Annotated in this window: 21 protein-coding genes; 13 read left to right on the top strand and 8 right to left on the bottom strand. The window is 73.5% G+C overall.

Annotated features, from left to right (window positions below; translation table 11 throughout):
- Nucleotides 1-100: 100 nt before the first annotated feature.
- Together ABZ815_RS35980 and ABZ815_RS35975 are read left to right on the top strand one after the other, a co-directional pair.
- Nucleotides 101-1,954: a serine hydrolase domain-containing protein gene (locus ABZ815_RS35980; RefSeq protein WP_357705681.1), complete on the top strand. Its 1,854-nt coding sequence runs from the start codon at nt 101-103 to the stop codon at nt 1,952-1,954.
- Nucleotides 1,955-2,019: 65 nt separating this feature from the next.
- Entirely contained in the window at nt 2,020-3,309 is a 1,290-nt protein-coding gene (locus ABZ815_RS35975; RefSeq protein WP_357705680.1) for an NAD(P)/FAD-dependent oxidoreductase, read from the top strand.
- Nucleotides 3,310-3,350: 41 nt separating this feature from the next.
- On the opposite strand, the gene ABZ815_RS35970 is transcribed toward ABZ815_RS35975, so the two are convergent.
- From ABZ815_RS35970 to ABZ815_RS35960, 3 genes are all read right to left on the bottom strand, one after another.
- Nucleotides 3,351-4,334 (bottom strand): BtrH N-terminal domain-containing protein, encoded by a 984-nt coding sequence (locus tag ABZ815_RS35970; RefSeq protein WP_357705679.1) that lies wholly within the window; start codon nt 4,332-4,334, stop codon nt 3,351-3,353.
- Nucleotides 4,335-4,459: 125 nt separating this feature from the next.
- The gene (locus tag ABZ815_RS35965) at nt 4,460-5,911 is read right to left on the bottom strand and encodes an MFS transporter (RefSeq protein WP_357705678.1); all 1,452 of its coding nucleotides are present in this window, start codon (nt 5,909-5,911) and stop codon (nt 4,460-4,462) included.
- 108 nt (nt 5,912-6,019) lie between these two features.
- Nucleotides 6,020-6,808: a serine protease gene (locus ABZ815_RS35960; RefSeq protein ID WP_357705677.1), complete on the bottom strand. Its 789-nt coding sequence runs from the start codon at nt 6,806-6,808 to the stop codon at nt 6,020-6,022.
- A gap of 225 nt (nt 6,809-7,033) precedes the next feature.
- On the opposite strand from ABZ815_RS35960, the gene ABZ815_RS35955 reads away from it, so the two are divergent.
- Together ABZ815_RS35955 and ABZ815_RS35950 are read left to right on the top strand one after the other, a co-directional pair.
- Complete coding sequence (locus ABZ815_RS35955; RefSeq protein ID WP_357705676.1) at nt 7,034-8,098, top strand: serine hydrolase domain-containing protein; 1,065 nt, start codon at nt 7,034-7,036, stop codon at nt 8,096-8,098.
- A gap of 36 nt (nt 8,099-8,134) precedes the next feature.
- Nucleotides 8,135-8,644, top strand: a complete 510-nt coding sequence (locus tag ABZ815_RS35950; protein ID WP_357705675.1) for a protein-tyrosine phosphatase family protein — start codon at nt 8,135-8,137, stop codon at nt 8,642-8,644.
- A gap of 30 nt (nt 8,645-8,674) precedes the next feature.
- On the opposite strand, the gene ABZ815_RS35945 is transcribed toward ABZ815_RS35950, so the two are convergent.
- Nucleotides 8,675-10,303, bottom strand: a complete 1,629-nt coding sequence (locus ABZ815_RS35945) for a RecQ family ATP-dependent DNA helicase (protein ID WP_357705674.1) — start codon at nt 10,301-10,303, stop codon at nt 8,675-8,677.
- A 390-nt stretch (nt 10,304-10,693) separates the two neighbouring features.
- On the opposite strand from ABZ815_RS35945, the gene ABZ815_RS35940 reads away from it, so the two are divergent.
- The 5 genes from ABZ815_RS35940 (at nt 10,694) to ABZ815_RS35920 (ending at nt 16,607) form a co-directional block, all read left to right on the top strand.
- Complete coding sequence (locus ABZ815_RS35940) at nt 10,694-13,102, top strand: PQQ-dependent sugar dehydrogenase (protein ID WP_357705673.1); 2,409 nt, start codon at nt 10,694-10,696, stop codon at nt 13,100-13,102.
- A 17-nt stretch (nt 13,103-13,119) separates the two neighbouring features.
- Nucleotides 13,120-14,868 (top strand): CBM35 domain-containing protein, encoded by a 1,749-nt coding sequence (locus tag ABZ815_RS35935; protein ID WP_357705672.1) that lies wholly within the window; start codon nt 13,120-13,122, stop codon nt 14,866-14,868.
- 110 nt (nt 14,869-14,978) lie between these two features.
- On the top strand, nt 14,979-15,521 hold the full coding sequence (locus ABZ815_RS35930; RefSeq protein ID WP_357705671.1) for an isochorismatase family cysteine hydrolase: 543 nt from the start codon (nt 14,979-14,981) through the stop codon (nt 15,519-15,521).
- Nucleotides 15,522-15,601: 80 nt separating this feature from the next.
- Nucleotides 15,602-16,060, top strand: a complete 459-nt coding sequence (locus ABZ815_RS35925) for a hypothetical protein (RefSeq protein ID WP_357705670.1) — start codon at nt 15,602-15,604, stop codon at nt 16,058-16,060.
- A 7-nt stretch (nt 16,061-16,067) separates the two neighbouring features.
- Entirely contained in the window at nt 16,068-16,607 is a 540-nt protein-coding gene (locus ABZ815_RS35920) for a hypothetical protein (protein WP_357705669.1), read from the top strand.
- Between the two features lie 18 nt (nt 16,608-16,625).
- Here the strand turns inward: ABZ815_RS35920 and ABZ815_RS35915 are convergent, their stop codons facing one another.
- The gene (locus ABZ815_RS35915) at nt 16,626-17,471 is read right to left on the bottom strand and encodes an alpha/beta fold hydrolase (protein ID WP_357705668.1); all 846 of its coding nucleotides are present in this window, start codon (nt 17,469-17,471) and stop codon (nt 16,626-16,628) included.
- A gap of 67 nt (nt 17,472-17,538) precedes the next feature.
- On the opposite strand from ABZ815_RS35915, the gene ABZ815_RS35910 reads away from it, so the two are divergent.
- Entirely contained in the window at nt 17,539-18,117 is a 579-nt protein-coding gene (locus ABZ815_RS35910) for a helix-turn-helix domain-containing protein (RefSeq protein WP_357705667.1), read from the top strand.
- A gap of 13 nt (nt 18,118-18,130) precedes the next feature.
- Here ABZ815_RS35910 and ABZ815_RS35905 read toward each other — a convergent pair whose 3' ends face one another.
- A complete protein-coding gene (locus ABZ815_RS35905) occupies nt 18,131-18,991 on the bottom strand; it encodes an MEDS domain-containing protein (RefSeq protein WP_357705666.1) in 861 nt (286 codons plus the stop codon).
- A gap of 123 nt (nt 18,992-19,114) precedes the next feature.
- Here ABZ815_RS35905 and ABZ815_RS35900 point away from each other — a divergent pair, with 123 nt between their 5' ends.
- Complete coding sequence (locus tag ABZ815_RS35900; protein WP_357705665.1) at nt 19,115-19,564, top strand: ATP-binding protein; 450 nt, start codon at nt 19,115-19,117, stop codon at nt 19,562-19,564.
- Nucleotides 19,565-20,028: 464 nt separating this feature from the next.
- Here the strand turns inward: ABZ815_RS35900 and ABZ815_RS35895 are convergent, their stop codons facing one another.
- On the bottom strand, nt 20,029-20,379 hold the full coding sequence (locus ABZ815_RS35895; protein WP_357705711.1) for a TetR family transcriptional regulator C-terminal domain-containing protein: 351 nt from the start codon (nt 20,377-20,379) through the stop codon (nt 20,029-20,031).
- Between the two features lie 309 nt (nt 20,380-20,688).
- Between ABZ815_RS35895 and ABZ815_RS35890 the strand changes: the two genes are divergently transcribed.
- The gene (locus ABZ815_RS35890; protein ID WP_357705664.1) at nt 20,689-21,291 is read left to right on the top strand and encodes a hypothetical protein; all 603 of its coding nucleotides are present in this window, start codon (nt 20,689-20,691) and stop codon (nt 21,289-21,291) included.
- A 53-nt stretch (nt 21,292-21,344) separates the two neighbouring features.
- Nucleotides 21,345-21,878, top strand: a complete 534-nt coding sequence (locus tag ABZ815_RS35885) for a GNAT family N-acetyltransferase (protein ID WP_357705663.1) — start codon at nt 21,345-21,347, stop codon at nt 21,876-21,878.
- A gap of 16 nt (nt 21,879-21,894) precedes the next feature.
- Here the strand turns inward: ABZ815_RS35885 and ABZ815_RS35880 are convergent, their stop codons facing one another.
- A complete protein-coding gene (locus ABZ815_RS35880; RefSeq protein ID WP_357705662.1) occupies nt 21,895-23,316 on the bottom strand; it encodes a hypothetical protein in 1,422 nt (473 codons plus the stop codon).
- Nucleotides 23,317-23,496 lie beyond the last annotated feature (180 nt).

Genomic DNA, 23,496 nt, shown 5'->3' with positions numbered 1-23,496 from the left:
GGGTACACCCCCGGCCCGCGCCAGGACCGGTCGCGGTTGGCCCTGGCCGGTCATCTCTGCCAAGATCGCCGTGATTCCCCCGCCTTGACCGAGGAGCCCTGTGGACAGGAGACGTTTTCTCACCCTGACCGGTGTCGCCGGACTGGCGGCCGCCACAGTGCCGGCCGCGGTGGCGGCCACGCCCGCGCTGGCGGCGGCCTACCCGTCCGCGGACGCGGGCCTGACCGCCGAGGCGCACGCCAAGCTGGCCGAGCTGGCTCCCTACGGCGTCACGGCGCTCGCCTTCACCCCGTCCGGCGGGTGGGTCATGGTCACGCAGGACGGGCGGTACTTCGCCCGCGGCATCCCCGACGCCTGCTTCACGGAACTGGGGGCGCTGCTCAAGGCGGGCCGGAAGGTCAACGCCGTCGCCTTCCCCCCGGAGGGCGGCGACCGCTGGGTGATCACCACCGACAAGGGCGTGTCGGCGCGCGGCCTGCCCGCGGCCTGCCTCAGCCGGATCAAGGCGTTCTACACCGCCGGGCAGCAGGTCGTGGACGTGGCCTTCCCGCCCGCCGGCGGCGACCGCTGGGTGGTCGTCGCCGCGAACGCCTTCCAGGCCAACGGCGTCGACGACGAGTGTTACCAGATGATGCGCAACCTGACCCAGGGCGGCCGCCGGCTGACCCGCGTCGCCTTCCCGAAGGCGGGCGGCTGGGCCCTGGTCGCGCAGGACGAGTTCTACGCCCGCAGCATCCCCGACGCCTGCTTCAAGCAGATGAAGACCGTGGCCGGCGGCGGCTGGCAGCTGCACAACCTGGCCTTCGCGCCCGGCGGCGGATGGGCGCTGTGCTCCCGGGGCAAGGCGCCCGCGCTGCCCGCCGACCGGGTGCGGCAGTTCGAGAACGCGGTCGGCGGCTCGACCGTCTGGCAGCGGATGAGCGCGTACAAGACGCCGGGCCTGGCGGTCGCGGTGGTCGTCGGCAACAAGATCGCCTGGTCCGCCGGCTACGGGCGGCTCGCGGCCGGCGGCGCCGCGGCCGCGCATCCGGAGAGCGCGTTCCAGGCCGCCTCCATCAGCAAGGCCGTGACCGCGGTGGGCGTGCTGCGGCTGCTCCAGGTCCGCAAGATCGCGCTGACCGCCGACGTCCGCCCGCATCTCGGCTGGACGCTGCCGGCCCGCTCCTGCGTCTCGCCGACGGCGGAGCCGACCGTCGAGCAGCTCCTGACGCACCGGGCCGGGATCGTCGGGCGCGGCTCCACCTCGCCCGCCGGGGCCTGCTCCGGCTTCGACTCCTCCGGCGGCGGCTTCGCCGGGTACGGCGCCTCCGCCACGGTCCCGTCGCTGCTCCAGGTCATGAACGGCGAGGGCAACTCCCCCAAGATCGAGCTGTCCACGGAACCGGGCGCCGAGTACCACTACTCCGGAGCCGGGTACGTGCTGCTGCAGCGCATGGTGGAGGAGCTGACCGGCACGTCGCTGGCCGACTACATGAGCCAGGAGGTGTTCGCCCCGCTGGGGATGGCGGGCAGCTCGTACGCGCTCTCCCCCGCCTTCGAGCTCGCCTCCGGCCACACCTCCACCGGGACGGTGATCCCGGGCGGCCACAACCGCTACCCCGAGTCGGCCGCCGCCGGCCTGTACACGAACGTGCTCGACCTGTGCCGCCTGATGTCGTACCTCAACCGGGCCTGGACCGCCACCGGCGACATCGCCGGCCCGCTCAGCCGCGCGTCCGTGCGTACGCTGCTCACCCAGGGCCCGCAGCCCGGGATGGGACGCGGGCTGTTCATCGCCGGCTCCGGCACCCAGAACTTCTCCTACACCCACGACGGCTCGAACTACGGCTTCAAGTCGGTCTTCAAGGGCTATCCGGAGCTGGGCGCGGGCTACGCCGTCCTGTCCAACGGCAACGACACGGCGCTGGTCAACGAGGTCGCCGCGGCCGTCAGGTCGGTCTACGGCTGGGCGTAGGGCCTTCCCCGCCCTGACCGGCGGCCGGTCGTCTGACCTGCGGAGTCGTGGGTAGGGGCCCTGACATGGACAACGAGCGGGGAACGTCGGGGGCCGTCATCGTCGTGGGGGCCGGGATGGCGGGGCTGGCCTGCGCGGTGCGGCTGCACGAGGCGGGCGTGCCGGTACGGGTGCTGGAGGCGTCCGACGGGGTGGGCGGCCGGGTGCGCACCGACGTCGTGGACGGCTTCCGGCTGGACCGCGGCTTCCAGGTGTTCAACACCGCCTATCCGGAGGCCCGCCAGGTGCTCGACCTGGACGCGCTCGACCTGCGCCCGTTCGCGTCGGGCATGATCGTCCAGGGGACGAGGGCGCGGGCCAGGGTGATGCTGCCGTGGCGGCACCCGCTGCACGCGCTGAGCGGGCTGCTGACCGGCCTCGGCACGCCGCGCGACGACGCCGTGCTCGCCGCGATCACGGCCCGCGACCTGGTCCTGCCGGCGTCCAGGCTGCGCGGCGGGCCGGACCGGCGTACCGACGACGAGCTGCGTGCCTGGGGCATGTCCGAGCGGATGATCGACTGCCTGATGCGTCCCTTCCTGGCCGGGGTGCTCCTGGAACGCGATCTGGAGACCTCCAGCCGGATCTTCCACCTGTTCTGGCGGTCGTTCGCGCGCGGGACCATCGCGCTGCCCGCCCTCGGCATGGGGCAGATCCCGCGCCAGCTCGCCCTCCGGCTGCCGCCGGGCGCCGTCACGTTCGGCGCGCGCGTCACCGAGGTCACCTCCGGCGGCGTGCGGCTCGCGGACGGCTCCACGGTCGGGGGCCGCGCGGTGGTGGTGGCCGCCGACCCGCCGGCCGCGGGCCGCCTGCTGAGGGAGATCGACACGCCGGAGATGCGCGCGGTGACCACCTTCTACCACGCCGCGCCCCGCTCCCCCATGCGCGAGCCCATCCAGGTCATCGACGCCACCGGGGCCGTCGCCGACACCCTGGTCCTCACGGACGCGGCCCCCGGGTACTCCGCCGACGGGCGGGCGCTGGTGTCCACGTCGGTCCTGGGGGTGGCCGACGACGAACGTCCGGTGCGCCGGCGCCTGACCGAGATCTACGGCGACACCTCCGGCTGGGAGCACGTGGCGACCTACCAGGTGCCCGCGGCGCTGCCGGCGATGCGGCCGCCGTACCCGCTGCGCAAGCCGGTGCGGCTGCGCGCCGGGCTGTACGTGTGCGGCGACCACCGCGACACCGGCTCCCTCCAGGGGGCGCTGGTCTCCGGCCGGCGCGCGGCCGACGCCGTGCTCACCGACCTCGCGTCCCTGGATCTGTCGCTGGGCGCCGACCGTTTCACCGCCGTCGATCGCGCGACGCTCTAGCGGCCCGGGGTCACAGCTCGCGGCGCTTCAGCGGTCCGGGGTCACAGCTCGCGCAGTGCCAGCATGGCGTCCCGCTCGATGCGCGCGAGGTCGCGCAGGACGGCCCCGGCCTGCTCCAGGTACGCCGCGTCGCGCCCCTCCCCGGCCTTGGCGACCAGGGCGGACACGTCCGTCCAAAGGGCGGCGGCCTCGGCGTACAGGCGGTGGCCGGCGCGCAGGCGGTCGTCGTCGACGAACGTGGCGCACTCGGCGAGGAAGTCCCGGTACAGGACGCGGAACAGGCCGCCGCCGGTGCCGCCCTTCTCCATGAGGAGCGCGGCCTGCGGCAGGTCCCGCGCGGGCTCGCCGGCGCGGGACAGCCAGGTGGGCACCAGGCGGGCGGCCTTGTCGATGCCGCGGTGGCCCAGGTTGGCGATGGGCGCGGCGAGGAACGCCTCGGCGCACGTCCTGATCGCCGGGACGGCCCGCTCCCGCCAGGCGGGCGGGCCGTCCGGCAGGGCGAGGGTGAAGGAACGGTTCCTGGCGGTCATCGGGCCGCGTTCGGACCGCGCCGCCGCCAGGCTGTCCCGGCTCGTACGCACGGCGCCGCCCTGCTGCGCGGTGTCCACCAGGTACGCCTGCCGCTCGTCGTAGCCGTACATGGCGACGACGTGGCCACCGAAGTGCACCTTCGTGCCGAAGTACTCCAGGTGGTGGCAGTCGAGCTGGAGGCCGACCGGCAGGCCGTCGTCGATGCGGGCGGCCACGTTCTCCCATGCCTTGCGGGCCGAGCCGGTCTCCTCCACGCGCAGGGTCAGCCCGAGCCTGCCGGCCAGGTTCCTGGTGAGCTCGAACGGCTTGACCCGGCCGCCCATGAACGGGAAGTCCATGCCCTTGGCGTCCCAGTAGACGAAGGACAGGCCCGAGCCGAGCCCGAACAGCATGGGCTCGGACAGGTCGAGCCCCTGGTGCCGCAGCAGCACTCCCAGTGCCGTCGTCTCGCAGTGCTCCAGGCCGCGAGCCTCGATGCCTTCCACGATGGTCATGCGTCGCTCTCCTCGGTGGCCGGGTCGATCAGCGTGCGCGGGGCCGCCGGCCGGTCCGTGCCCCGCGAGCAGCATGACGCCTCCCACGGGGGGAGAGTCCACCGTCCCGGCCGCGTGGCCCCGTCCTACGGCTGCGCCCGGTCCGTACGGCCGGCCGCGCGGGCGGTGAGGGCGCCGGTCGCGCAGACGGCCGCGAAGCCGAACAGCACGTACCGGGCGGAGTCGAGCATCGAGGCGCCGCCGAGGTTGACCAGGATCCCGGCGACCGCCGTGCCGAACGCGATCGACAGGCTGGTCACGGTGGCGATCGCCGCGGCGGCCCGCCCGCCCTCCTCCGGATCCCGCGTGCTGGTCATCACGGCCACGGACAGGTGCGGGTAGGCGAGGCCGATCCCCGCCCCGGCGGCGAACAGCACCGGCACCCAGACCAGCACCAGCCATCCCGGCGTGTCCGCACGCTGCACCAACCCCTGGACGAGGAGTCCGGCCGCGAGCAGCACCGGGCCGAGCACCCGCAGCCGCCGCACCGCGCGCCGCCCGGTCACGGACGAGCTGCCGATCTGGGTCGTCGACCAGCCGAGCGAGACGGCCGCGGCGAAGAACCCGGCCACCAGCGGCGGCAGCCCGGCCAGCCGCTGCCCGAACAGCGGCAGGAACGACTCGACCGCGACCCCGAAGGTCAGCACCCCGATCGTCAGGTAGGCCCACTTCAGCGACGATCCCCGCCGGTACGTCGCCTCCGGGAAGACCCGGCGCCCGCTGCGCCGCTCATGGACGACGAACCCGCCCGCGAACAGCAGCGCCAGGGCGAGGACGGCGGCCTTGGCGGGCGTCCCGGCCACGACCGCCGCCACGCTCACCGCCCCGGCGGCCGCCGTCACCAGCACCAACGACGCCACCGGCACCGCACCCGGCGCCCCGCGCTCCCCGCGCCCGTCGCGCGGCAGGGCGCGGGGGACGATCGCGCCGCAGCCGACCCCGATCACCGCCATCGCCGCGAACGCCGGCCGCCACGCCCCGAACTGCGCGAACAGCCCGCCGAGCGCCGGGCCGGCGAAGTTGCCGACGCCGTACATCGCCGACATGAGGGCGGTGCCGCGCGTCCAGAGCCGGGACGGCAGCGCCGACCGGATGACGGCGAACCCGAGCCCCGACAGCAGCCCGGCGCCGAGCCCCTGGACCCCCCGGGACACCAGCAGCACCGCCATCGCCGGGCTCACCGCGCAGGCCAGCGAGCCCACGGTGAACGTGGCGAACCCGGCGAGGTAGGAGCCGACGTTCCCCCACGTCGACAGTGACCGGGCGGTGAGCATCGTCGCGATCACCATGGCGACCAGGTAGACCGTCATGTTCCAGGCGTAGAAGCTCGCCCCGCCGAGCTCGGCCACCGCGGTCGGCAGCAGGCTCGCCGCCAGGTAGATGTTGATCGCCCCGGCCAGCACGCCCCCGGCCAGCACGACCGCGGCCCCCAGATGCTCCCGTCCCAGCAACTCCCCCCAGCCTGCGGCGACGTGCCCTGTCGGAGGGGCGGTGGCGGGCCGGCGGCCGCCGGGCTGTTCGTCGTGGTCAGCACTCATGACTTCAAGGCTGTCGTTGAACCGTTCCCGGAAGCTTTCGCCCGAGCGCCGCGGACGACGCTGGACGGGCGGGCGGGCAACCCTCAACCGCCGGGCGAACCCGTCGCGTCAGCTGTACGTGCGCATCGTCCTGCTGATCCACTCCGCGTACGCCGGCACGTTGGTGTACAGACCAGGACCTTCCGCGCAGGACGGGCTCTTGGCGCCGGGGCCCGAGGTGACGCCGATGAGCTCCCACCGGTCTCCCCGGCCCCGGCGCAGCTGCGGGGAGCCGGAGTCGCCGTTGCACGCCATGGCCTTGGGCACCCGGCTGACCGTGCACAGCCGGGTGCCGCCCGCGAACCCGGGCCCGCACTCGGACTTCGCGCCCCTACGCGTGTCCAGCTCGTTGAGCCGCGGGGACATCTTCCAGCGGGCCGGATCGCGCTCGGCCACGGTGACGCCGAAGCCGATGATCCGGGTCGGGGTGCCGGGCCGTCCCGGCTGCGCGGCGATCGGGACGGGCCGCTGGCCGACCGGGCGGTCCAGGCGGACCAGGGCGATGTCGTTCCTGTTGGGCGTGTGCTGGGAGTAGCGGGGGTGGAGCACGGCCTGGGCGATCCCGCGCACCTCTCCGCCGGACGTCCGCCGGTCGCTCCCGACGCGGACGGTCCCCTTCGGGATCGACCCGATCTCCATGTCCAGGCAGTGGGCCGCGGTCACCACCCACTGCGGGGCGATCAGCGCCGCTCCGCACACGCCGTCCGTGAGCCCCATGGCCGGGGCCGAAATCGGGATCGAGGCCATGAACGGGTACGCCTCCGTGGCCTTCGTCCCGTTGATGATCGCTCCGGCGCTGCCGGCGGTGGCGGCGAGGCAGGCGGCGCCCGCCACGACGACGACAGCGGAACGGGTCACGACACGACGCAGGGATTTATTACCGAACAACGGATATATCCATTTCAGTGGGCGATTCGTATGAAATGACGCTATCTGCGAAGAACCCGGCCGGGTCAGTACGCCAGCACGCCAACCGGTGGTAGGGACAACCCCCCTGCGCGGCGCGGGGCTGTGGTTTTCCGCAGGGGGACTGGGCGGAGCACCGCATTCCGCCGAGGAGCCGATCTTCCTAACGTTGACCGCATGATGCAGACGATGATGAACGTGCTGGTGGCGGTGACGATGGCGGCGGGGAGCCAGGGCGCCGGAGTGGGCCCCGAACTGGAGAGGATCGTGACGGGACAGGGCGCGACGGCCGCCCTGGCGCGGGTCACCGACGGCGGCCGCACCTGGTCGGGCTCGGCGGGCGTCCGCGACGTCGAGCGCGGCGGACGCCCCTCGCCCAACGGCTACTTCCGGATCGGCAGCGTGACCAAGACCTTCGTCGCCACGCTGGTGCTCCAGCTCGTGGACGAGGGCAAGCTGAAGCTGGACGACCCGATCGACGCCCACCTGCCCGGCCTGGTCCCCGGCGGCGGCCGGATCACGGTCCGCAGCCTCCTCGACCACACCAGCCACCTGTACGACTACATGAGCGAGCCCGGCTACTCCACCAACCGCTGGCGCGGCGAGGCCCGCTTCCGCTCCTACCGGCCGGCCGAGCTGCTGAAGGTGGCCTTCGCCAAGAAGCTCCCCGACGACGGCAAGTGGCACTACTCCAACACCAACTACGTGGTGCTCGGCCTGCTGGTGGAGAAGCTGACCGGCCGCCCGTACGGCGAGGAGGTCACCCGCCGGATCCTGCGCCCGCTGGGGCTGCGCCACACGCTGGTCCCCGGCGACCGGGCGGGGGTGCCGTCCCCCCACGCCAAGGGGTACGAGCCGATGCCCGCCCTCGTGGACGCCACCCGCATGAACCCCTCGCTGGACTGGGCCGCGGGAGAGATGATCTCGACCGCCGCGGACCTGGAGCGGTTCATGTCCGCCCTGCTGGGCGGCAAGTTGACCAGCGCCGCGTCGCTGAAGGCCATGCGCACGACCGTCGAGACGGGCGCCGGATTCGGCTACGGGCTCGGCCTCCAGGCGTACGCGCTGCCGTGCGGCACGGTGTGGGGGCACAGCGGGGAGCTGATCGGGTACCTGACGTTCGCGTTCCGCTCGGACTCGGGCAAGTCGCTGACCCTGTCGCTCAACCCCTCGACCAGGAACCCGTCCACGGAGGAGATCATGGGCATGGCCGTCAAGGTATTCTGCGGGACCGCGGGCTGAGATCAGGGCGGCCCCCGAGATCACGAGGAGGTTCCCTTGGCAGGTCCGACGGAGAGCGTGACCGGTGAGCCGCCGCTCCTGGGCTCCTTCCGGCTCCCGGACGGCTCCTGGGTCCGCGGCCGGGGCCTGCGCCACCCGCTGCCCGAGGGCCCGGCGCCCGGCTTCGGCCTCTACCTCGGGTCGGCGCGGCTGGCCCGCCGTCATGAGGACGGGCTGCGCTGGCCGCACGCGTGGATCGAGTGGCCCGACTTCCTGCTGCCCCGCGACCGGGACGCCGCCGTGGAGGCGATCCGCGACCTGCACCGGCGGGCGAGGGAGGGCACGGCGGTGGAGGTGGCGTGCGGGGGCGGCGTGGGCCGCACCGGCACGGTGGTCGCCTGCCTCGCCGTCCTGGCCGGCATCGATCCGGCCGACGCCGTCGCCTGGACGCGCGAGCACCACCACCCCCGGGCGGTGGAGACCCCGTGGCAGCGCCGCTGGATCCAGGGTTTCCCCCGGCCCGTCCGCCCGGAGCCGGGCGATCGGGGGCCCGCGCCGCGCCGCTGACCCGGCGGTCCGGGGCGCCGGGGGGTGGCCTCAGCGTCCCTTCGTCGGCGGGGAGTCCGTCAGGAGGCCCTCTTCGAGGACCAGGTCGAGCTGGAGTTCCCGGTATCCGGCGTCCTCGAACAGGACCGTCAGGCGGTCCTCGCCGCGCTGGATGACCTGGCCCGGCCCCCACGCGCGGTGTTCCACCCGGGCGTGCAGCGGGAAGGGGCCGGTCTCCTGGGGCGCCTGCCCGGCGGTCCCGGCGCGGCAGTTGTCGCAGTTGCCGCAGTTCTCGGCGAGCTCCTCGCCGAAGTAGCCGAGCAGGAAACGCCGGCGGCAGTCGGTGGTCTCGGCGTAGCGGCGCATCATCTCCAGGCGGCTGCGGTCGACGTCCCGGCGGCGCTCGGCCAGTTCCCTGGCGCGGCTCGCCGCCGCCCGCGGGTCGAGGCCGGGCACGGGATCGACCCTGCGGGTGCCGAGCCGTACCGCGCCCGCTCTCTCCAGCAGGTCCAGCAGGGCCGTCAGGCGGCGCGCCGACAGCCCGGCGCGTTCCGCCAGCGCCTTGCGTTCACTGCCGGGGCCGGACTCCGCGACCGCCTCGGCGACCCGCGCCAGCTTCTCCTCGTCGGGCACGCCGCCGGTGAAGAACCGCTGCACCCCCAGGTCCTCGGGCCGGTAGAAGAGCACGGCCGCGGCCGGCTCGCCGTCCCTGCCCGCTCGGCCGATCTCCTGGTAGTACGCGTCCGGCGAGCCGGGGATCTCGGCGTGCAGGACGAAACGTACGTCCGGTTTGTCGATGCCCATGCCGAAGGCGTTGGTCGCGACCACGACGTCCAGGTCACCGGCCATGAAGCGGCCGTGCACCTCGTCCCGCTCGGCCCTGCGCAGGCCGGCGTGGTAGGCGGCGGCCCGGACGCCGGCCTCGGCCAGCAGCCCGCTCAGGCGGCCGGTCTGCCTGCGCGAGGTGGTGTAGACGATGCCGGGCTTCTGCGCCGCCACGACGGTCGCGACGATGTCGTCCGCCGGGTCGTCCAGCGCCCGGCGCACCTCCAGCGAGATGCCGGGCCGGTCGAACCCCTGGACGATCTCCACCGGCGCGCGCATGCCCAGCCGCTCGGCGATCTCCGCCCGTACCGGCGGCGCGGCGGTCGCCGTCAGGGCCGCGACGACCGGACGGCCGAGCGCGTCGGCCACCGAGCCGAGCCGCAGATAGTCGGGGCGGAAGTCGTGCCCCCAGGCCGAGACGCAGTGGGCCTCGTCCACCACCATGAGCGAAGGGGCGGCGGCGGCCAGCTCGCTCAGGACGTCGGGACGGGCGAGCTGCTCCGGCGCGCAGAACAGGAACTCCGTCTCCCCCGCCCGCAGCGCCTGGAACAGCTCCGACCGCTCGCTCGCGCGCGTCCCCGCGTTGAGACTGACGGCCTCCTCGTCGCGGTCGCGCAGGGCCTCGACCTGGTCGCGCTGCAGGGCGACGAGCGGCGAGACCACCAGGGTCGGGCCGTTCAGGAGCAGCGCCGGCACCTGGTAGACGGCCGACTTGCCGCTTCCGGTCGGCATCACCACCAGTGTGTCCCGGCCCTCGGCCAGGGCCGTCATCGCCCGTAGCTGGCCGGGCCGCAGGTCGGTCAGGCCGAGCGCCTTCCTGGCCACCCGCTCGCATTCCGCCGCTGTGTCGCGCATCCGGTCCTCTCCGGTCGGGGAGACCGTCCCTCCTGCCCCGCCATCGGCCTTCGCATGCGCGATCTCATGAACGGCGGGTCATCGGGGCGGGAGCCGGAGCTCGAAGACTGTCCAGCGGGGGCGGGTGGCGACCGCTGATGTCGGTTTCTGAGCGGCACGATCTCAACCTCCCGCCGAACGGCGACGATCACAGGTCCGACCTCACACCTTCTCCAGGCATACATCTCCGGCAGATGTCTGTCCACAGCCGGTCGCACCTCCGATGTCTCCGGAGGGCCGAGTTAGGAAAGTTTCCTAAACTTGGATCGTTCCAAGATCGATAATCTGTTGACGGGTGTGACTCCTTGTGGGAACACGATGAAAAGCCGCTCACCCCCCAGGAGCCACCCGATGAACCTGTGGAAGTCCCGGTTGTGCGTCCTCGCGCTGGTCGCGGGCATGCTGGCCGTACCCGCCGGCCCAGCCGGCGCCGCCCCCACCCGGTACGAGGCCGAGAACGCGACGATCTCACAAGGGGCCGTCGAGTCCAACCACACCGGGTACTCCGGCAGCGGCTTCGTGAACGGCGACAACGTCGCGAGCTCCTACGTCCAGTGGACGATCAACGCCCCCGCCGCCGGCACCGCCACCCTGTCCCTGCGTTACGCCAACGGCACCACCGCCGACCGTCCGAGCGACATCGCCGTCAACGGCTCGGTCGTCGCCGCGGCCCGCCCGTTCGCCCCGACCGCGAACTGGGACACCTGGGCCACCGTCACCCTCACCGCCCAGGTCAACGCGGGCGCCAACACGATCAGAGCCACCGCCGCCACCGCCGGCGGCAACCCCAACTGGGACTACCTGGACGCCGACGTCCAGGTCAGCGGCTTCACCGACTACCAGGCCGAGACGGCCACGATCGTCCAGGGCGTGGTGGAGTCCAACCATGCCGGCTACACCGGCTCCGGCTTCGTCAACTACGACAACGCGCTCGGCTCGTACGTCGAGTTCCAGGTCAGCGCGGCGGCGACCGGCCCGCAGAGCCTGACCTTCCGCTACGCCAACGGCACCACGATCGACCGGCCGATGAGCATCTCCGTGAACGGCTCGGCGACCACCCGCTCCTTCCCCGGCACCGGCGCCTGGACGACCTGGAACGAGGTCACGCTCAACGCCCCCCTGAACGCGGGCGCCAACACCGTACGGGCCACCGCGACCACCGCGAACGGCGGCCCCAACCTCGACCGGCTGCGCGTCAGCGGACCGGGCGACACCGAGAAGCCGAGCGCGCCCGGCCAGCCGGTGTGCGGCGAGATCACCCACAACAGCCTGAAGCTCGACTGGCCGCCCGCCACCGACAACATCGGCGTCGCGGCCTACGACATCTACCAGCAGGGCCAGCTCATCGCCACCGCCCCCGCGCCGCCGGCCACTTTGACCGGGCTGAACCCGGACTTCGGCTACCAGCTGTCGGTGTTCGCCCGCGACGCCTCCGGCAACGTCTCGCTGAGCAGCCCCGAGGCCGCCTGCCACACGCTGCCCGCGCCGCCGGACGACCCGCCGTCGCAGCCGGGTCAGCCCGCCGTCAGCGGCGTCCAGCCCACGACGGCGACCGTCACCTGGGCCGCCTCCACCGACGACGGCGGCGTGCGCGCCTACCTCGTCCGCGACCACGCCTCCGGCACAGTGCTGGCCACCGTCACCGGCACCCCGCCGGCCACCACCGCGAGCGTGCCGCTGGAGTGCGCGCACACCTACCAGCTCGACGTCGTCGCCCGCGACACCGCCGGCCAGCTCTCCACGCCGAGCACACCGTCGGCCTCGTTCACCACGGGGACCTGCGGGACCGTGCCCCAGACGCCGACCGGCGTCGCGGGCGGCTGGGACGTGCCCTGGGACATCTCCTGGACGCCGGACGGCTCGTACGCGCTGGTCACCGAACGGGACACGTTCAAGGTGTTCAAGGTGACCCCGTCGGGCACGAAGACGCAGGTCGGGACCGTGCCGAACGTGCAGACCACCGACGGCGAGGGCGGCCTGATGGGCCTGGACCTCTCCCCCACCTGGAACGGCACGACCGACCAGGAGGTGTTCTTCATGCACACCGCCGCCGAGGGCAACCGCATCGCGAAGATGAACTTCAACGGCAGCACGCTCAGCGGCTACACCACGATCCTCCAGGGCATCGACAAGAACCGCTACCACAACGGCGGCCGCGTCCGGTTCGGCCCCGACGGCTACCTGTACGCCACCACCGGCGACGCCCAGCAGTCCGCCAACGCGCCGAACCTGAACTCGCTCAACGGCAAGATCCTGCGCATCACCAGGACCGGCGCGGCCGCGCCCGGCAACCCGTTCGGCACCCGCGTCTACAGCTACGGCCACCGCAACCCGCAGGGCCTGGCCTGGGACTCCGCCGGCCGCCTGTGGTCCTCGGAGCTGGGCAACTCCTCGCGCGACGAGCTCAACCTGATCCAGCCCGGCAAGAACTACGGCTGGCCCACCTGCGAGGGCACCTGCACCACCTCCGGCATGACCAACCCCAAGTACACCTGGGGCGTCGCCGAGGCCTCGCCGAGCGGCATCGCGATCGTCAACAACACGATCTTCATGGCGGCGCTGCGCGGGCAGCGGCTGTGGCGCATCGTGCTGAACGGCGAGAACGTCTCGACGGTCAACTCCTACTTCAACGCCACCTACGGCAGGCTGCGCGCGGTCGAGAAGGTGCCGAACGCCGCCGCCATCTGGTTCGGCTCGACCAACTCCGACAACAACGGCGACGGCACCGCCGACACGATCCGCCGCTCCGCCATCCAATAGCCCCCGAGGGAGTGACCGTGCTCGCAACCCGCTTACGCACCCTCGTCCCGATCGCCGCCGCGTGCCTGGCCGTCTCCGCGCTCGTCGCGCTGCCGGCCCGCGCCGCGACCGTGCGCTACGAGGCCGAGAACGCCACCAACGTCCAGGGCGCCGTCGAGGCGAACCACGCCGGGTTCTCCGGCACCGGCTTCGTCAACAGCGACAACACGGCCGGCCCGTACACGGAGTGGACCGTCAACGCCCCGGCGGCCGGCACCGCCACCCTGGCCATCAGGTACGCCAACGGCACCGGCTCGGCCCGGACCTCCGACGTCTCCGTCAACGGCACGGTCGTGTCGGCCGGGCGCTCGTTCGGCGCGACGGCGAACTGGGACACCTGGGCGACCTCCACCCTCACCGCCACCCTGCACCAGGGCGACAACAAGATCCGCGTCACCGCCGCCTCCGCGGGCGGCAACCCCAACCTCGACTTCCTGGAGGCCACCACCGCCGACGCCCCGGCCACCGAATACCAGGCCGAGGCCGCGACGCTGACCCAGGCGAGCGTCGCCACCAACCACACCGGCTACACCGGCACCGGATTCGTCGACTACGTCAACGCCGCCGGCGGCTCCGTCGAGTGGTCGGTCAACGTCGCCGAGGCCGGCAGCCACACGCTGACCTTCCGCTACGCCAACGGCACCGCCGTCGCCCGCCCGATGGACATCGCCGTCAACGGCGTCACCGCGGTGACCGGCCTGGCCTTCCCCGGCACCGGAAGCTGGGACACCTGGGCCGACGCCCGCGCCACCGTGACGCTGAACGCCGGCGTCAACACCGTCCGCGCGACCGGGACCGGCGCCGACGGCGGCCCGAACGTGGACAGGCTGTCGGTCAGCGGCTCCGGCGGCCCCGACGGCCAGGCGCCCACCGTGCCCGCGGGCCCGCGGGTGACCGGCGCCTCGGCCGCCAGCATCTCCCTGGCCTGGACCGACTCCACCGACAACGTGGGCGTCACCGGCTACCGCGTCTACGAGGGCACCGCCGTGGTGGCGACCTCGCCCACCGCGAGCGCCACGGTGGCGGGGCTGACCTCCGGGTCCACGCACACGTACACGGTCACGGCGGTGGACGCGGCGGGCAACGAGTCCGCGCACAGCGCCGCGGTCACCGGCACCGCGACCGGCGGCACCGGCGGTCCCACCGCCGACCAGCTCCTCGCCAAGGTCACCACGTGCGCCCAGATCTCCAACGGCAAGTACAAGACCGACTCCGACGTCTCCTCGGGGACCGTCCCGGTGTGCGGCAAGACCGGCGGCGTGTTCTGGAAGGGCGACCTGGACATCGACTGCGACGGCGTCCGCACCACGCAGTGCAACGAGAACACCGACTGCTGCTTCCAGGCCGACACGTTCTGCCACACCACGTCCGACACGCCGCTAAACGCGGCACAGCTGGCGTACATGGTGGTGCCGAGCCCCAGCTCGATCTGGGACTACCGGACCAAGGGCATCGGCTGCGGGACGGTGGTGGCCGTCATTTACAACGGCCAGGTGGAGTACGCGGTCATGGGCGACACGGGCCCGTCGGGGATCATCGGCGAGGCCTCCTACCGCACCGCCGCCGACCTGGGCATCAACCCCGACCCGAGCAACGGCGGCACCGACTCCGGCGTCACGTACATCGTGTTCACCGGCTCGGGGACGAAGGTCTCGGCCATCGAGAACCACAACCAGGCCGTGACGCTGGGCAGGACCCTCGCCCAGCAGTTCGTCGACAACAACTGACCACCCCGTGAGCGTGCCGGGGGCCGCCGGTCGGCCCCTGGCACGGGATCGGGGTGTCTGCCCCGATTTGTCCTGGATAAAACGGCAGCCCCCTGGACAGGACAGGGGTTATGGCAAGATCTGCGCTGGTCGTCATCGACATGCTGAACCCGTACGAGCACCAGGACGCCGAGCAGCTCGCGCGGCAGGTGGAGCCGATCGTCGAACCGCTGGCGGAGCTGGTCGCGCGGGCCGGCGAGCGGGACGACGTCGAGCTCGTGTACGTCAATGACAACTACGGCGACTTCGCCGCCGACCGGCGGGAGATCGAGGATCGGGCGATGAAGGGCCGGCGGCCCGACCTGGTGCGGCCGGTCCTGCCGCCGCCGGGGTGCGCGTTCCTGCCCCAGGTGCGGCACAGCGCCTTCTTCGGCACGTCCCTGGAGTACCTGCTGTCCCAGAGCCGGGCGGAGCGGGTCGTCCTGGCGGGGCAGGTGACGGAGCAGTGCGTGCTGTACAGCGCGCTGGACGCGTACGTGCGGCACTACGAGCTGACCGTGCCGCCCGACTGCGTGGCGTCCATCCACCCGGATCTCGGGCAGGCGGCGCTGCGCATGATGGAACGCAACATGTCGGCCCGGCTCGCCCCGTCCGGCGACTGCTTCCCCGCGTAAGCCCTTGACCGCATTCCAGGGGACTCCCTAGAGTCGGTAACTGCTGTTCTTCCTTTTGTCAGTTACCGAATGGAGTCGGCGTGAAGTCCCACAGGCCGGAGCCGTCCTTCGCCGGATGGCCGACGGTCCGGTACGTCGGCGCGGCGACGCTGGTCCGATGCGTGGACGGCGGCGCCACCGTGTGCCTGGTCCTGCTCGCGATCCAGCGTCTCCCCCAGGGCGCCGCGGCCGGCGGCCTGTTCGCGGCCCTGCTGACCGTGCCCCATCTGCTCGGCCCCTGGCTGGCGCGCCGGCTGGACGGGGCCGCCGACGGGCGGCGGCTGCTGGCGGGGGCCTTCGCGCTGCACGAAGCGGCGCTGGCGGCCGGCGCGGCGCTCATGGGCGTCGCGCCGTTGCCCGTGGTGGGCGCGCTGCTCCTGGTCGCCGGGGCCGGCGGCCCGATGGTGACGGGCGGGCTGAGCAGCCGCCTGCCGGAGATCGCCGCCCGCGGGCGGATGGCGCGGGGACGGGCCGAAGGCTGGGACGGCTCGGCGGGGTGAAGGGGCCATGACGGTGCGGCAGGCCCTGGGGCTCATGGTCACGGTCGGGCCGCTGCGGCGGGTGCTGGTCGCCACGCTGCTCACCGCCGTCACCGCCGGTGGGCTGACCGTGGTCGCGGTCGAGTTCGGCGCCCGGCTCGGCCACGGCGCGACGGCCGGCGCGGCTCTGGCGGCGGTGTACGGGCTGGGCAATCTCGCGGGCTCGCTGGCGGTGACGGCGTTCCCGTTGCGCGGGGAGCCGGAGCGGCTGACGGTCCGGCACGTGGTGATCCTGGCCGTCGCCCTGGCCCTGTGCGCGTTCTCGCCCGTCTATCCGGTGGCCGTGGCGGCGTTCGGGCTGGCCGGGTTCGCCAACGCGCCGCTGTTCGCGGCCAGCCTCATCCTGGGGCCGCGGGCGCTGCCGGCCGCGGGGGCGGCGCTCGTGCTGCTCGCCGCCCTGGTGGCCGTGGCGGACCGCCGCCTCACCGCCTCCTCCGCACGCCCTCGTCCGGAACGGCCCGGTACGGTCCCCGTCCCGGCCGAGGCGGCCTGCGAGGACCGGACGTGACCACCGATGCGCCACCGATCAGGACGCGTGGTGGAGGAGGCGGGCCGTGCGGTCGGCGACGAGGTGCGGCTGCTCGGCCTGGACCAGATGCCCCGCGGAGACGTCCTCGTGGCGCCCGTCGGGCAGGCTCTCGGCGTAACGGCGCTGGTGCTCGCGGTTGGCGGCGTGCTGACGCTCCCGCCCACGGGCGGCGCGGGTCACCGACAACACGATCGCCGGGCATTCGGGGAGCCGCGGCGGCCGGGCCCGGAACTCCGGGATCGCGGCGGCCACGGCCCGGACCTCGCTGCGGGTCTGGGCGACCCCGGCCGGGGTGAAGTCCTCGGCGAGCATGGTCCGGTAGGTGTCTGCGGGGAACAACCGCCGGACGTTCCCGCTGAACAACCGCGCCAGGGGACGGAACCGGCTGAGCGCCTGCGACACCGCCAGCATGCGGTCGACCTGCTCGGTGGTCCGGTCCCAGGTGTCGTACACCGGCGAGGTCTCCGGCAGGACGTCGGCCAGCAGCAGCCCCCGCAGCCGGGGCCCGAGCCGCTCGGCGGCCCGGCGGGCGACCAGCCCGCCCATGCTGTGCGCGACCAGCACGAACTCCTCCGGCACGACGGCCTCGGTCATCGCGACCAGGTCGGCGGCCAGGTCGTCGATGCCGAGCGGCCCTCCGGCGGGGCCGCTGCGCGCGCGCCCGGCGCGGTCGTAGGTCACCAGCCGCGCCCTGGACGCCAGCAGCGGCGTCACCGCGTCCCAGCAGGTGCGCCCGCAGCCGCCGCCCGCCTCGAAGACCACCCATGAGGGCCCGTCGCCGGACTCCTCGACGTAGACGTGCCGTCCGTTCACCGGCACCGCCCGCCCCCGCACGTCTCGCATGCGTCCTCCTCCGCCGTCCGAACGTTTTCATTTTGGATAACGGTATCTCATATGAAATCGTTGGGCCATGGATCCTGTCGAGCAGTTGCTGCACCCCGTACGGCTGCGCATCGTGCACGCCGTGTCCGCCGCGGGCACGATGACGATCGCGCAGCTCTGCGCCCGCATGCCGGAGGTTCCGAAGATCACCGTCTACCGCCAGGTCGCCCACCTCACCGAGGGCGGCTTCCTGGAGGTCGAGGGCGAGCAGCGCGTACGCGGCGCCACCGAGCGCCGCTACCGGCTGCGCCAGGACCGTCCCGCGATCGACGCCGGCGCCGCCGCCGCGATGTCGCTCGACGACCACCGCAGGGGGTTCGCCGCCGCCATGGCCGTCCTGATCGCCGAGTTCGACGCCTACCTGCGCCGCGAGGGCGCCGACCCGGTCGCCGACTCGGTCTCCTATCGGCAGGGCACGCTGTGGCTCAGCCCCGACGAGCTCGCCGCGATGCTGACCGACCTGCTGGCGGTCCTGGGCGGCCGCCTGGGCAACACCCCGGCCCCCGGCCGCGCCCCCTACCTGCTCAGCGCGATCCTGTTCCCCTCCGGCGCCCCGCCTTCCGGCCCGCCTTCCGGCCCGCCTTCGCCGCACGAGACCGGCCGGTAGCCCGCCCCGAACGTCAGGGCGTCCGGGCGGGAAGGACCTCGATGGCGGCGAGCCGGTCGATCCTGAGCAGCGACAGCCGGGTGACCTGGCTGGAGGTGGCGCGGATGGTGAGCGGCCGGGAACGGTCGGCGGCGGCCAGGTCGGCCAGGTCGGCCAGCGCCCGGACGCCGAGGAAGGACATGGCGCTGATGTCCACGACGTGGTGGCCGGGGTCGAACGAGGACAGCAGCGCTTTCCAGGCCAGGGCGTTGGACCGGTCGGCCTCGCCGGAGAAGGCCAGCCCGTCGCCGTCGGCGGTGGCGCGGTGGCCGAAGCGGGCCGCCTCGGCGATCGCCGGATGCGCCTGGCAGGCGCGGAAGACGTGCCCGGAGGTGAAGACGCGGGTGTCGTACGCGCACAGGGCGGTCAGCGTCCCCAGGGTGAACAGGGTGTTGGCGGCGGCCTCGAACGCGACGAGCGCGTCGATGTCCACCGCGTCCACGGCGTCCACGGCGTCCGCACGGTCCACGGGGCATGCCCACGCCATGTCGACGGCCACCCACAGGCCCGGGTAGCCGGCGGCGGTCGCGGCCAGGGCGGCGTCCCGGTAGGCGGCGTGCAGGCGGCCGGCGTCGAACCCGCCGCCGGCGTGTCGCGCCTGGACGGTGTCCATGACGTGCAGGTGGCCCTCGTGGAGCGCGCGCCGCAGCGGCGGGGACGCGCCGAGCCGGTCGCCGAGCGAGCCGCGCAGCCGGGGCGAGGGGAAGATCATCACCTGGGCCCCTCCCGTGACGCCGACGTGCGCGAACTCGGCGGCGGCCGACAGGAAGGCGCCGTCGGAGCCGAAGCGCGCTCCGAGGTGGTCGCCCGTGTGCACTGGCGGCAGAATCGCCATCGTGCTGCCTCCCATGCCCGGTTGCCCTTCATCCTAGGCAGGCGCGGCACGTCCGCCGGAGGGCTTTCGAGGATTTTGCGGCCGAATGTCGTATCAAGGTGCTTAGGATTTGCTCACTGAGGGATGAGCGGCCACGGGACGAATCAGGCGGTGACCATGGGCGAGTCGTTCGGACTGCACGTGCCGATCGGTACGAACCTGGCTCTGCTGCGTGGCCTGATCAGCGCCTTCGCGCTGGAGGCGGGGCTCGACGGGCAGCGGGTGGAAGGGCTGGTCCTGGCGGTCAGCGAGGCGGCCAGCAACGTCCTGGAGCACGCCCGGGCGCCCGGCATGGTGAGCGCCCGCAACGACCCCGACGGCGTGACGGTGCACGTCGTGGACGAGAGCGGCACCCTGACGGACGCCCACCTCAACCGCGTCCCGCCGTGGCCGCCGCAGCGCGGCATGGGCCTGTGGATGATGCAGCGCGTGTGCGACCGGGTCACGCTCGACCATCCGGACGGCCGTTCACGACTGGAGCTGTTCATGAGCCGCGCCCCCGCGAACACGGACGAGGAGACCACGCACCCCTAGTACGGTGGCCGGCCGCACGCCGCCGACCTGTCGGCTTCGCCGCCGCCCCCGCCTGATCGCGACCGCCGAGGAGCCGTTCCGGCCGGTCAGGGAGCCAGGGATCGCCCCTCGGCGGGAACGAACCGGATGAACGGGATGCGGCGGCCGACCTCGCGGTAGTCGTCCACGCCGCCGTCGACACCAGTCGGCCCTGGGACCGAAGCCGGAGGCGGCCACGTAGCCGCGCTCGTCGTGCTGGACGACCTCGACGACGGCCCGGCGGGGCAGGCGCGAGACGCGTCCGGTGTGGGTGAGCAGCATGACGCGGCGGCCCAGCAGCGGCCCGAGGCCGAGGCGGTACAGCAGGATGGGCAGCCGCCACAGCCGGCGGCTCAGCCCGGCCGGCGGGTCGGGTCTCCTGACGATCTCCATGGTTCGGGCCTTCCGTAGTGGGTCGGAATGCTCCGCGCACCGGACCGGCCTACTTACGGGCCGTCCGCCTCCAGCAGGTCCTCCACCGCCGTCAGCGCCTCGCCGACCGGGAGGCCGGGGTCGATCAAGCGGTGCAGCATCAGCCCGTCGATCGCGGCCGTGACGAGCGTGGCGACGCCGTCCAGGCGGGCGGCCGTCCAGATGGGACGCAGGCGTCCGAGGCGGGCGTCGATCCTGGCGCGGCCCCGGCGGAGCTCGTCGCGCAGCACCGCGCCCAGGGCGGGGTCGCGGGTGGCGCCCACGATCAGCTCGGCCGCCAGCCGGGTCGTCGGCTCGTCGCCCGCCGCCTGAGCCGGCAGGCCGCGCATCAGGGTCAGCGCGGCGCGTTCGTCCTCGGCGTTCAGCAGCTCGGTGACCAGCGGGCCGACGACGAGGTCCGTGGCGCGGCGGAAGATCGCCTAGTGCAGGCCGGGCAGCCCGCCGAAGTGGTAGTGGATCAGGCCGGGGTTGGTGCCGGCCCGCTCGGCCACGGGCCCGCGTGGTGACGGCGGGCCATCCGTGCTCCCCCAGCAACACGATCCCGGTCTCCACCAGCTGCTCGCGACGGCGGTCGCCACGCGGGGAATGTGGCCGATCGGCCAAGTTGGTCACACGGCCAAGTCAGCACGGAAATTCGCGTGCGCCACGGGCGGTCGCCGGTGTTGCATGTCCGGATGATCGACGAACCCCTGGACCGCCTCCGCGCCGCCGCACGACGTACCCGCGAACTGGCCCTGGAACGGGGGGCCACCGGCGTGGGCCACGAGGACGCCGACGACGACGCCGGCACGATCGGCACCGACGGCGCCCTCGGCTTCGACCCGTTCCCGCTGCTGGAAGCCCTCCACCGGCACGGCGTCCGGGCCGTGGTGATCGGGCAGGTCGCCGGCATCATGCACGGGTCCGCCGAGCTGACCGGCGACCTCGACCTGCTCTGGGACGGCGTCCCGGCCCACGCCCCGGCCCTGGCCGCCGCCTTCGCCTCCGCCGGCGCCCGGCTCGGCGACGAGACGGGCCGCCCTCTGGCCGCGCACCCGGACTCCCTCCTGCGCCCGAAGGTGCGCTTCACCTCGCCCGGGGCCGGCGGCGACTGCTGCACCCCCGCGCTCCCCTGGGGAGGGTTCCGGGTCCGCGACTGCCTGGACCGCGCACTGACCGCGACCGGCCCGGACGGCCTGGAGGTCCACTACGTCTCGCGGGACGACCTGATCGGGATGCGCCGCGCCCTGGGCCGCCCGAAGGACCTGCGCCGGGCAGCCGAACTGGAGGCCCGGTGACCGGCGGAAAACCAGTCGTGGGAAGGGGCGGCGGTCGAGTAGCTTCGCCGTTCATGACCATGACCCCGACGCTGCGCACCGAACGGCTGCTGCTGGAGCCGTACGTCCCCGAGGACGAGGAAGCCTTCGTCGCCCTGTTCCAGAATCCGCAGGTCACGCGCTGGATGGGGGACGGCACCGCCACCGAGGCCGAAGACCGCGCGCTGTTCGGCCGGATCTTCAGCAAGGTCTACGCCCAGGACCTGTTCGCCGTCTGGGCCGTACGCCGGGACGGCGCGCTGATCGGCCACGCCGAGATCAAGGCGACCGACACGGTGGCGGGCCACGAGCTCGTCTACGCGCTCACCCCCGAGGTGTGGGGCGCGGGCCTGGGCCGGGAGCTGGCCGAGGCGATCGTCGCCCACGGCTTCGACGCCCTCGACCTGACGGAGGTGCACGCCACCGTGGCGCCGGCCAACCTCGCCTCGCTGGCCGTGCTGCGCAGGATCGGCTTCGAGCACGTACGCGACATCGCCGAGGACGACGGCGGCAGCACCCATGTGCTGACCCGCCGCCGTCCGGCCGATCAGCCGGTCCCGGCGTCGTAGGAGACCCGCCCGCCGGTCATTCGACGGCGCCCGCCCGCGTGAGCAGGTCCTGGTACCAGGCGTCGTAGGGACGGTTGGCCGCCGGATAGTTCGCCGGCGGATCGGTGGCCTGGCCGGCCGAGTCGAAGTCCCAGCCGCGCACGAGCCGTCCCGCCTGCCGCGCCTGGATGATGAACGCCGACTGCCCGGCGGGCGCCGCGTAGAACAGCGCGTCCTGCCGCAGCTCCGCGCTGTTCCCCTGCTGGAACTCGGTGAAGGCGACCTGCTGGGGGCGGATGCGGTCGCCGGTGAACGCGTCGGTGTCCACCCGCAGGGTGCCCGACGGGGTCGGGCCGTCGGCGCCGGTCCACACGTGCACGCGGGGAGCCGTGCCGGCCGAGGTGGTCTTGTCGTGGCGGGCGTCGGAGGTCCTGGCGTTGCCGGTCCAGGCGACGCTCGACGCGGCGGCGTCCAGCGTGCCGGTCCACTCCCAGTTCTGGTTGTTGCTCTGGCTGCGGTGGATCTCGCGGAGCCGGGTCCCACCGGCGTCGGTGAAACGGACCGTGGGCAGGACGCCGTTGTCGTACTGACGGCTGGCGGACCAGGTGATCTCGCCGTCGGCGTCCAGGCGTCCCACGTGGTACCAGAGCGTGGCGGCATTCTGGGACTGGTGGACCTCGACCAGGTCGCCGTTGTCGTTGAGGGCGACGGCGGGGGTCACGCCGGTGTCGTACCGGCCGTGGCGCAGCCAGGTCACGCGGCCGTCGGCGCCGTACCTGCCGGTCCAGTACCACAGCGCCCCGGAACCGGAGTCGTGCACCTCCACGACCTGGCCGCGGTTGTTGGCCGCGACGGCCGGGTTGGCGCCGACGTCGCGCTTGTACTGGGTGCGGGTCCCGCCGTCGCCGGAGATCACCGCGAGCACGCGGCCGCGCAGCGCGTCCACGGTCGGCGGGACGGCCGGGTAGTCCTCGGCCCGGAGCAGCCGCGGCCCGAAGGCGGAGACGAGCTTCTGGTTCAGCGCGGTCAGGTTGCCGGCGGCGTGGGAGGGGTTGTCGGTCAGGTCGTCCTTGAGGTCGAGGGCGACGACGACGGGGGCGGCCGCGGGATGCGCCGCCGACCAGTCGCCGATCACCGCGAGCCAGTCGCCGAGCAGGTTGGAGGCCGGGTTGCCCGCATGGTCGACCTCGTCGCCGGGCGCGTCGTGGCCGACGGAGTAGTCGCGGGCGGTGGCGTACCCGTTGTCGTGGACGTCGAGCTCGACGAAGCGGACGCCGTGGTCGAGCTGGTAGGCGATCGAGTTCCGGGCGCCGGCGATGTTGCCCGAGTAGCTGTTGTGCGTGGCGCGGAAGACCGCCGAGGGTAACGGGACGTCCGCCGCCGCCTCGGCCGATCCGCCGGCCGTCAGGACCGAGGCGACGGCGGCGAGGACTGACAGGACGGCTGTCGAACGGGGCATGCGCTGATCCTCACGTCGGGGGGTGTCTCGCGGAACGACGACGCCGTCCCGCCACCCCGACCCGGGGCGGGACGGCGGGGGGGGGGGAGCCGTCGAGGTGCAAGTTAGGAAGAGGGTCGGGGAGGGAAAGAGTGTGCGATGCCCAGTGTCTAGCACGGGGGGCGCCGCCCCCGGACATCC

Origin of the sequence: Nonomuraea sp. NPDC047529 (assembly GCF_040642995.1) — a bacterium.
In the GTDB taxonomy this organism is placed as follows: Bacteria; Actinomycetota; Actinomycetes; order Streptosporangiales; family Streptosporangiaceae; genus Nonomuraea.
The sequence above is the reverse complement of the archived record's forward strand: the minus strand, read 5'-3'. Positions and strand labels throughout refer to the sequence as shown.

Bases quoted from the DNA above. Each gene is read 5' to 3' on its own strand.
- ABZ815_RS35975 (WP_357705680.1), top strand. From the start codon at position 2,020: ATGGACAACGAGCGGGGAACGTCGGGGGCCGTCATCGTCGTGGGGGCC.
- ABZ815_RS35970 (WP_357705679.1), bottom strand. From the start codon at position 4,334: ATGACCATCGTGGAAGGCATCGAGGCTCGCGGCCTGGAGCACTGCGAG.
- ABZ815_RS35965 (WP_357705678.1), bottom strand. From the start codon at position 5,911: ATGAGTGCTGACCACGACGAACAGCCCGGCGGCCGCCGGCCCGCCACC.
- ABZ815_RS35955 (WP_357705676.1), top strand. From the start codon at position 7,034: ATGATGCAGACGATGATGAACGTGCTGGTGGCGGTGACGATGGCGGCG.
- ABZ815_RS35945 (WP_357705674.1), bottom strand. From the start codon at position 10,303: ATGCGCGACACAGCGGCGGAATGCGAGCGGGTGGCCAGGAAGGCGCTC.
- ABZ815_RS35940 (WP_357705673.1), top strand. From the start codon at position 10,694: ATGAACCTGTGGAAGTCCCGGTTGTGCGTCCTCGCGCTGGTCGCGGGC.
- ABZ815_RS35930 (WP_357705671.1), top strand. From the start codon at position 14,979: ATGGCAAGATCTGCGCTGGTCGTCATCGACATGCTGAACCCGTACGAG.
- ABZ815_RS35920 (WP_357705669.1), top strand. From the start codon at position 16,068: ATGACGGTGCGGCAGGCCCTGGGGCTCATGGTCACGGTCGGGCCGCTG.
- ABZ815_RS35915 (WP_357705668.1), bottom strand. From the start codon at position 17,471: ATGCGAGACGTGCGGGGGCGGGCGGTGCCGGTGAACGGACGGCACGTC.
- ABZ815_RS35910 (WP_357705667.1), top strand. From the start codon at position 17,539: ATGGATCCTGTCGAGCAGTTGCTGCACCCCGTACGGCTGCGCATCGTG.
- ABZ815_RS35905 (WP_357705666.1), bottom strand. From the start codon at position 18,991: ATGGCGATTCTGCCGCCAGTGCACACGGGCGACCACCTCGGAGCGCGC.
- ABZ815_RS35900 (WP_357705665.1), top strand. From the start codon at position 19,115: ATGAGCGGCCACGGGACGAATCAGGCGGTGACCATGGGCGAGTCGTTC.
- ABZ815_RS35890 (WP_357705664.1), top strand. From the start codon at position 20,689: ATGATCGACGAACCCCTGGACCGCCTCCGCGCCGCCGCACGACGTACC.
- ABZ815_RS35885 (WP_357705663.1), top strand. From the start codon at position 21,345: ATGACCATGACCCCGACGCTGCGCACCGAACGGCTGCTGCTGGAGCCG.
- ABZ815_RS35880 (WP_357705662.1), bottom strand. From the start codon at position 23,316: ATGCCCCGTTCGACAGCCGTCCTGTCAGTCCTCGCCGCCGTCGCCTCG.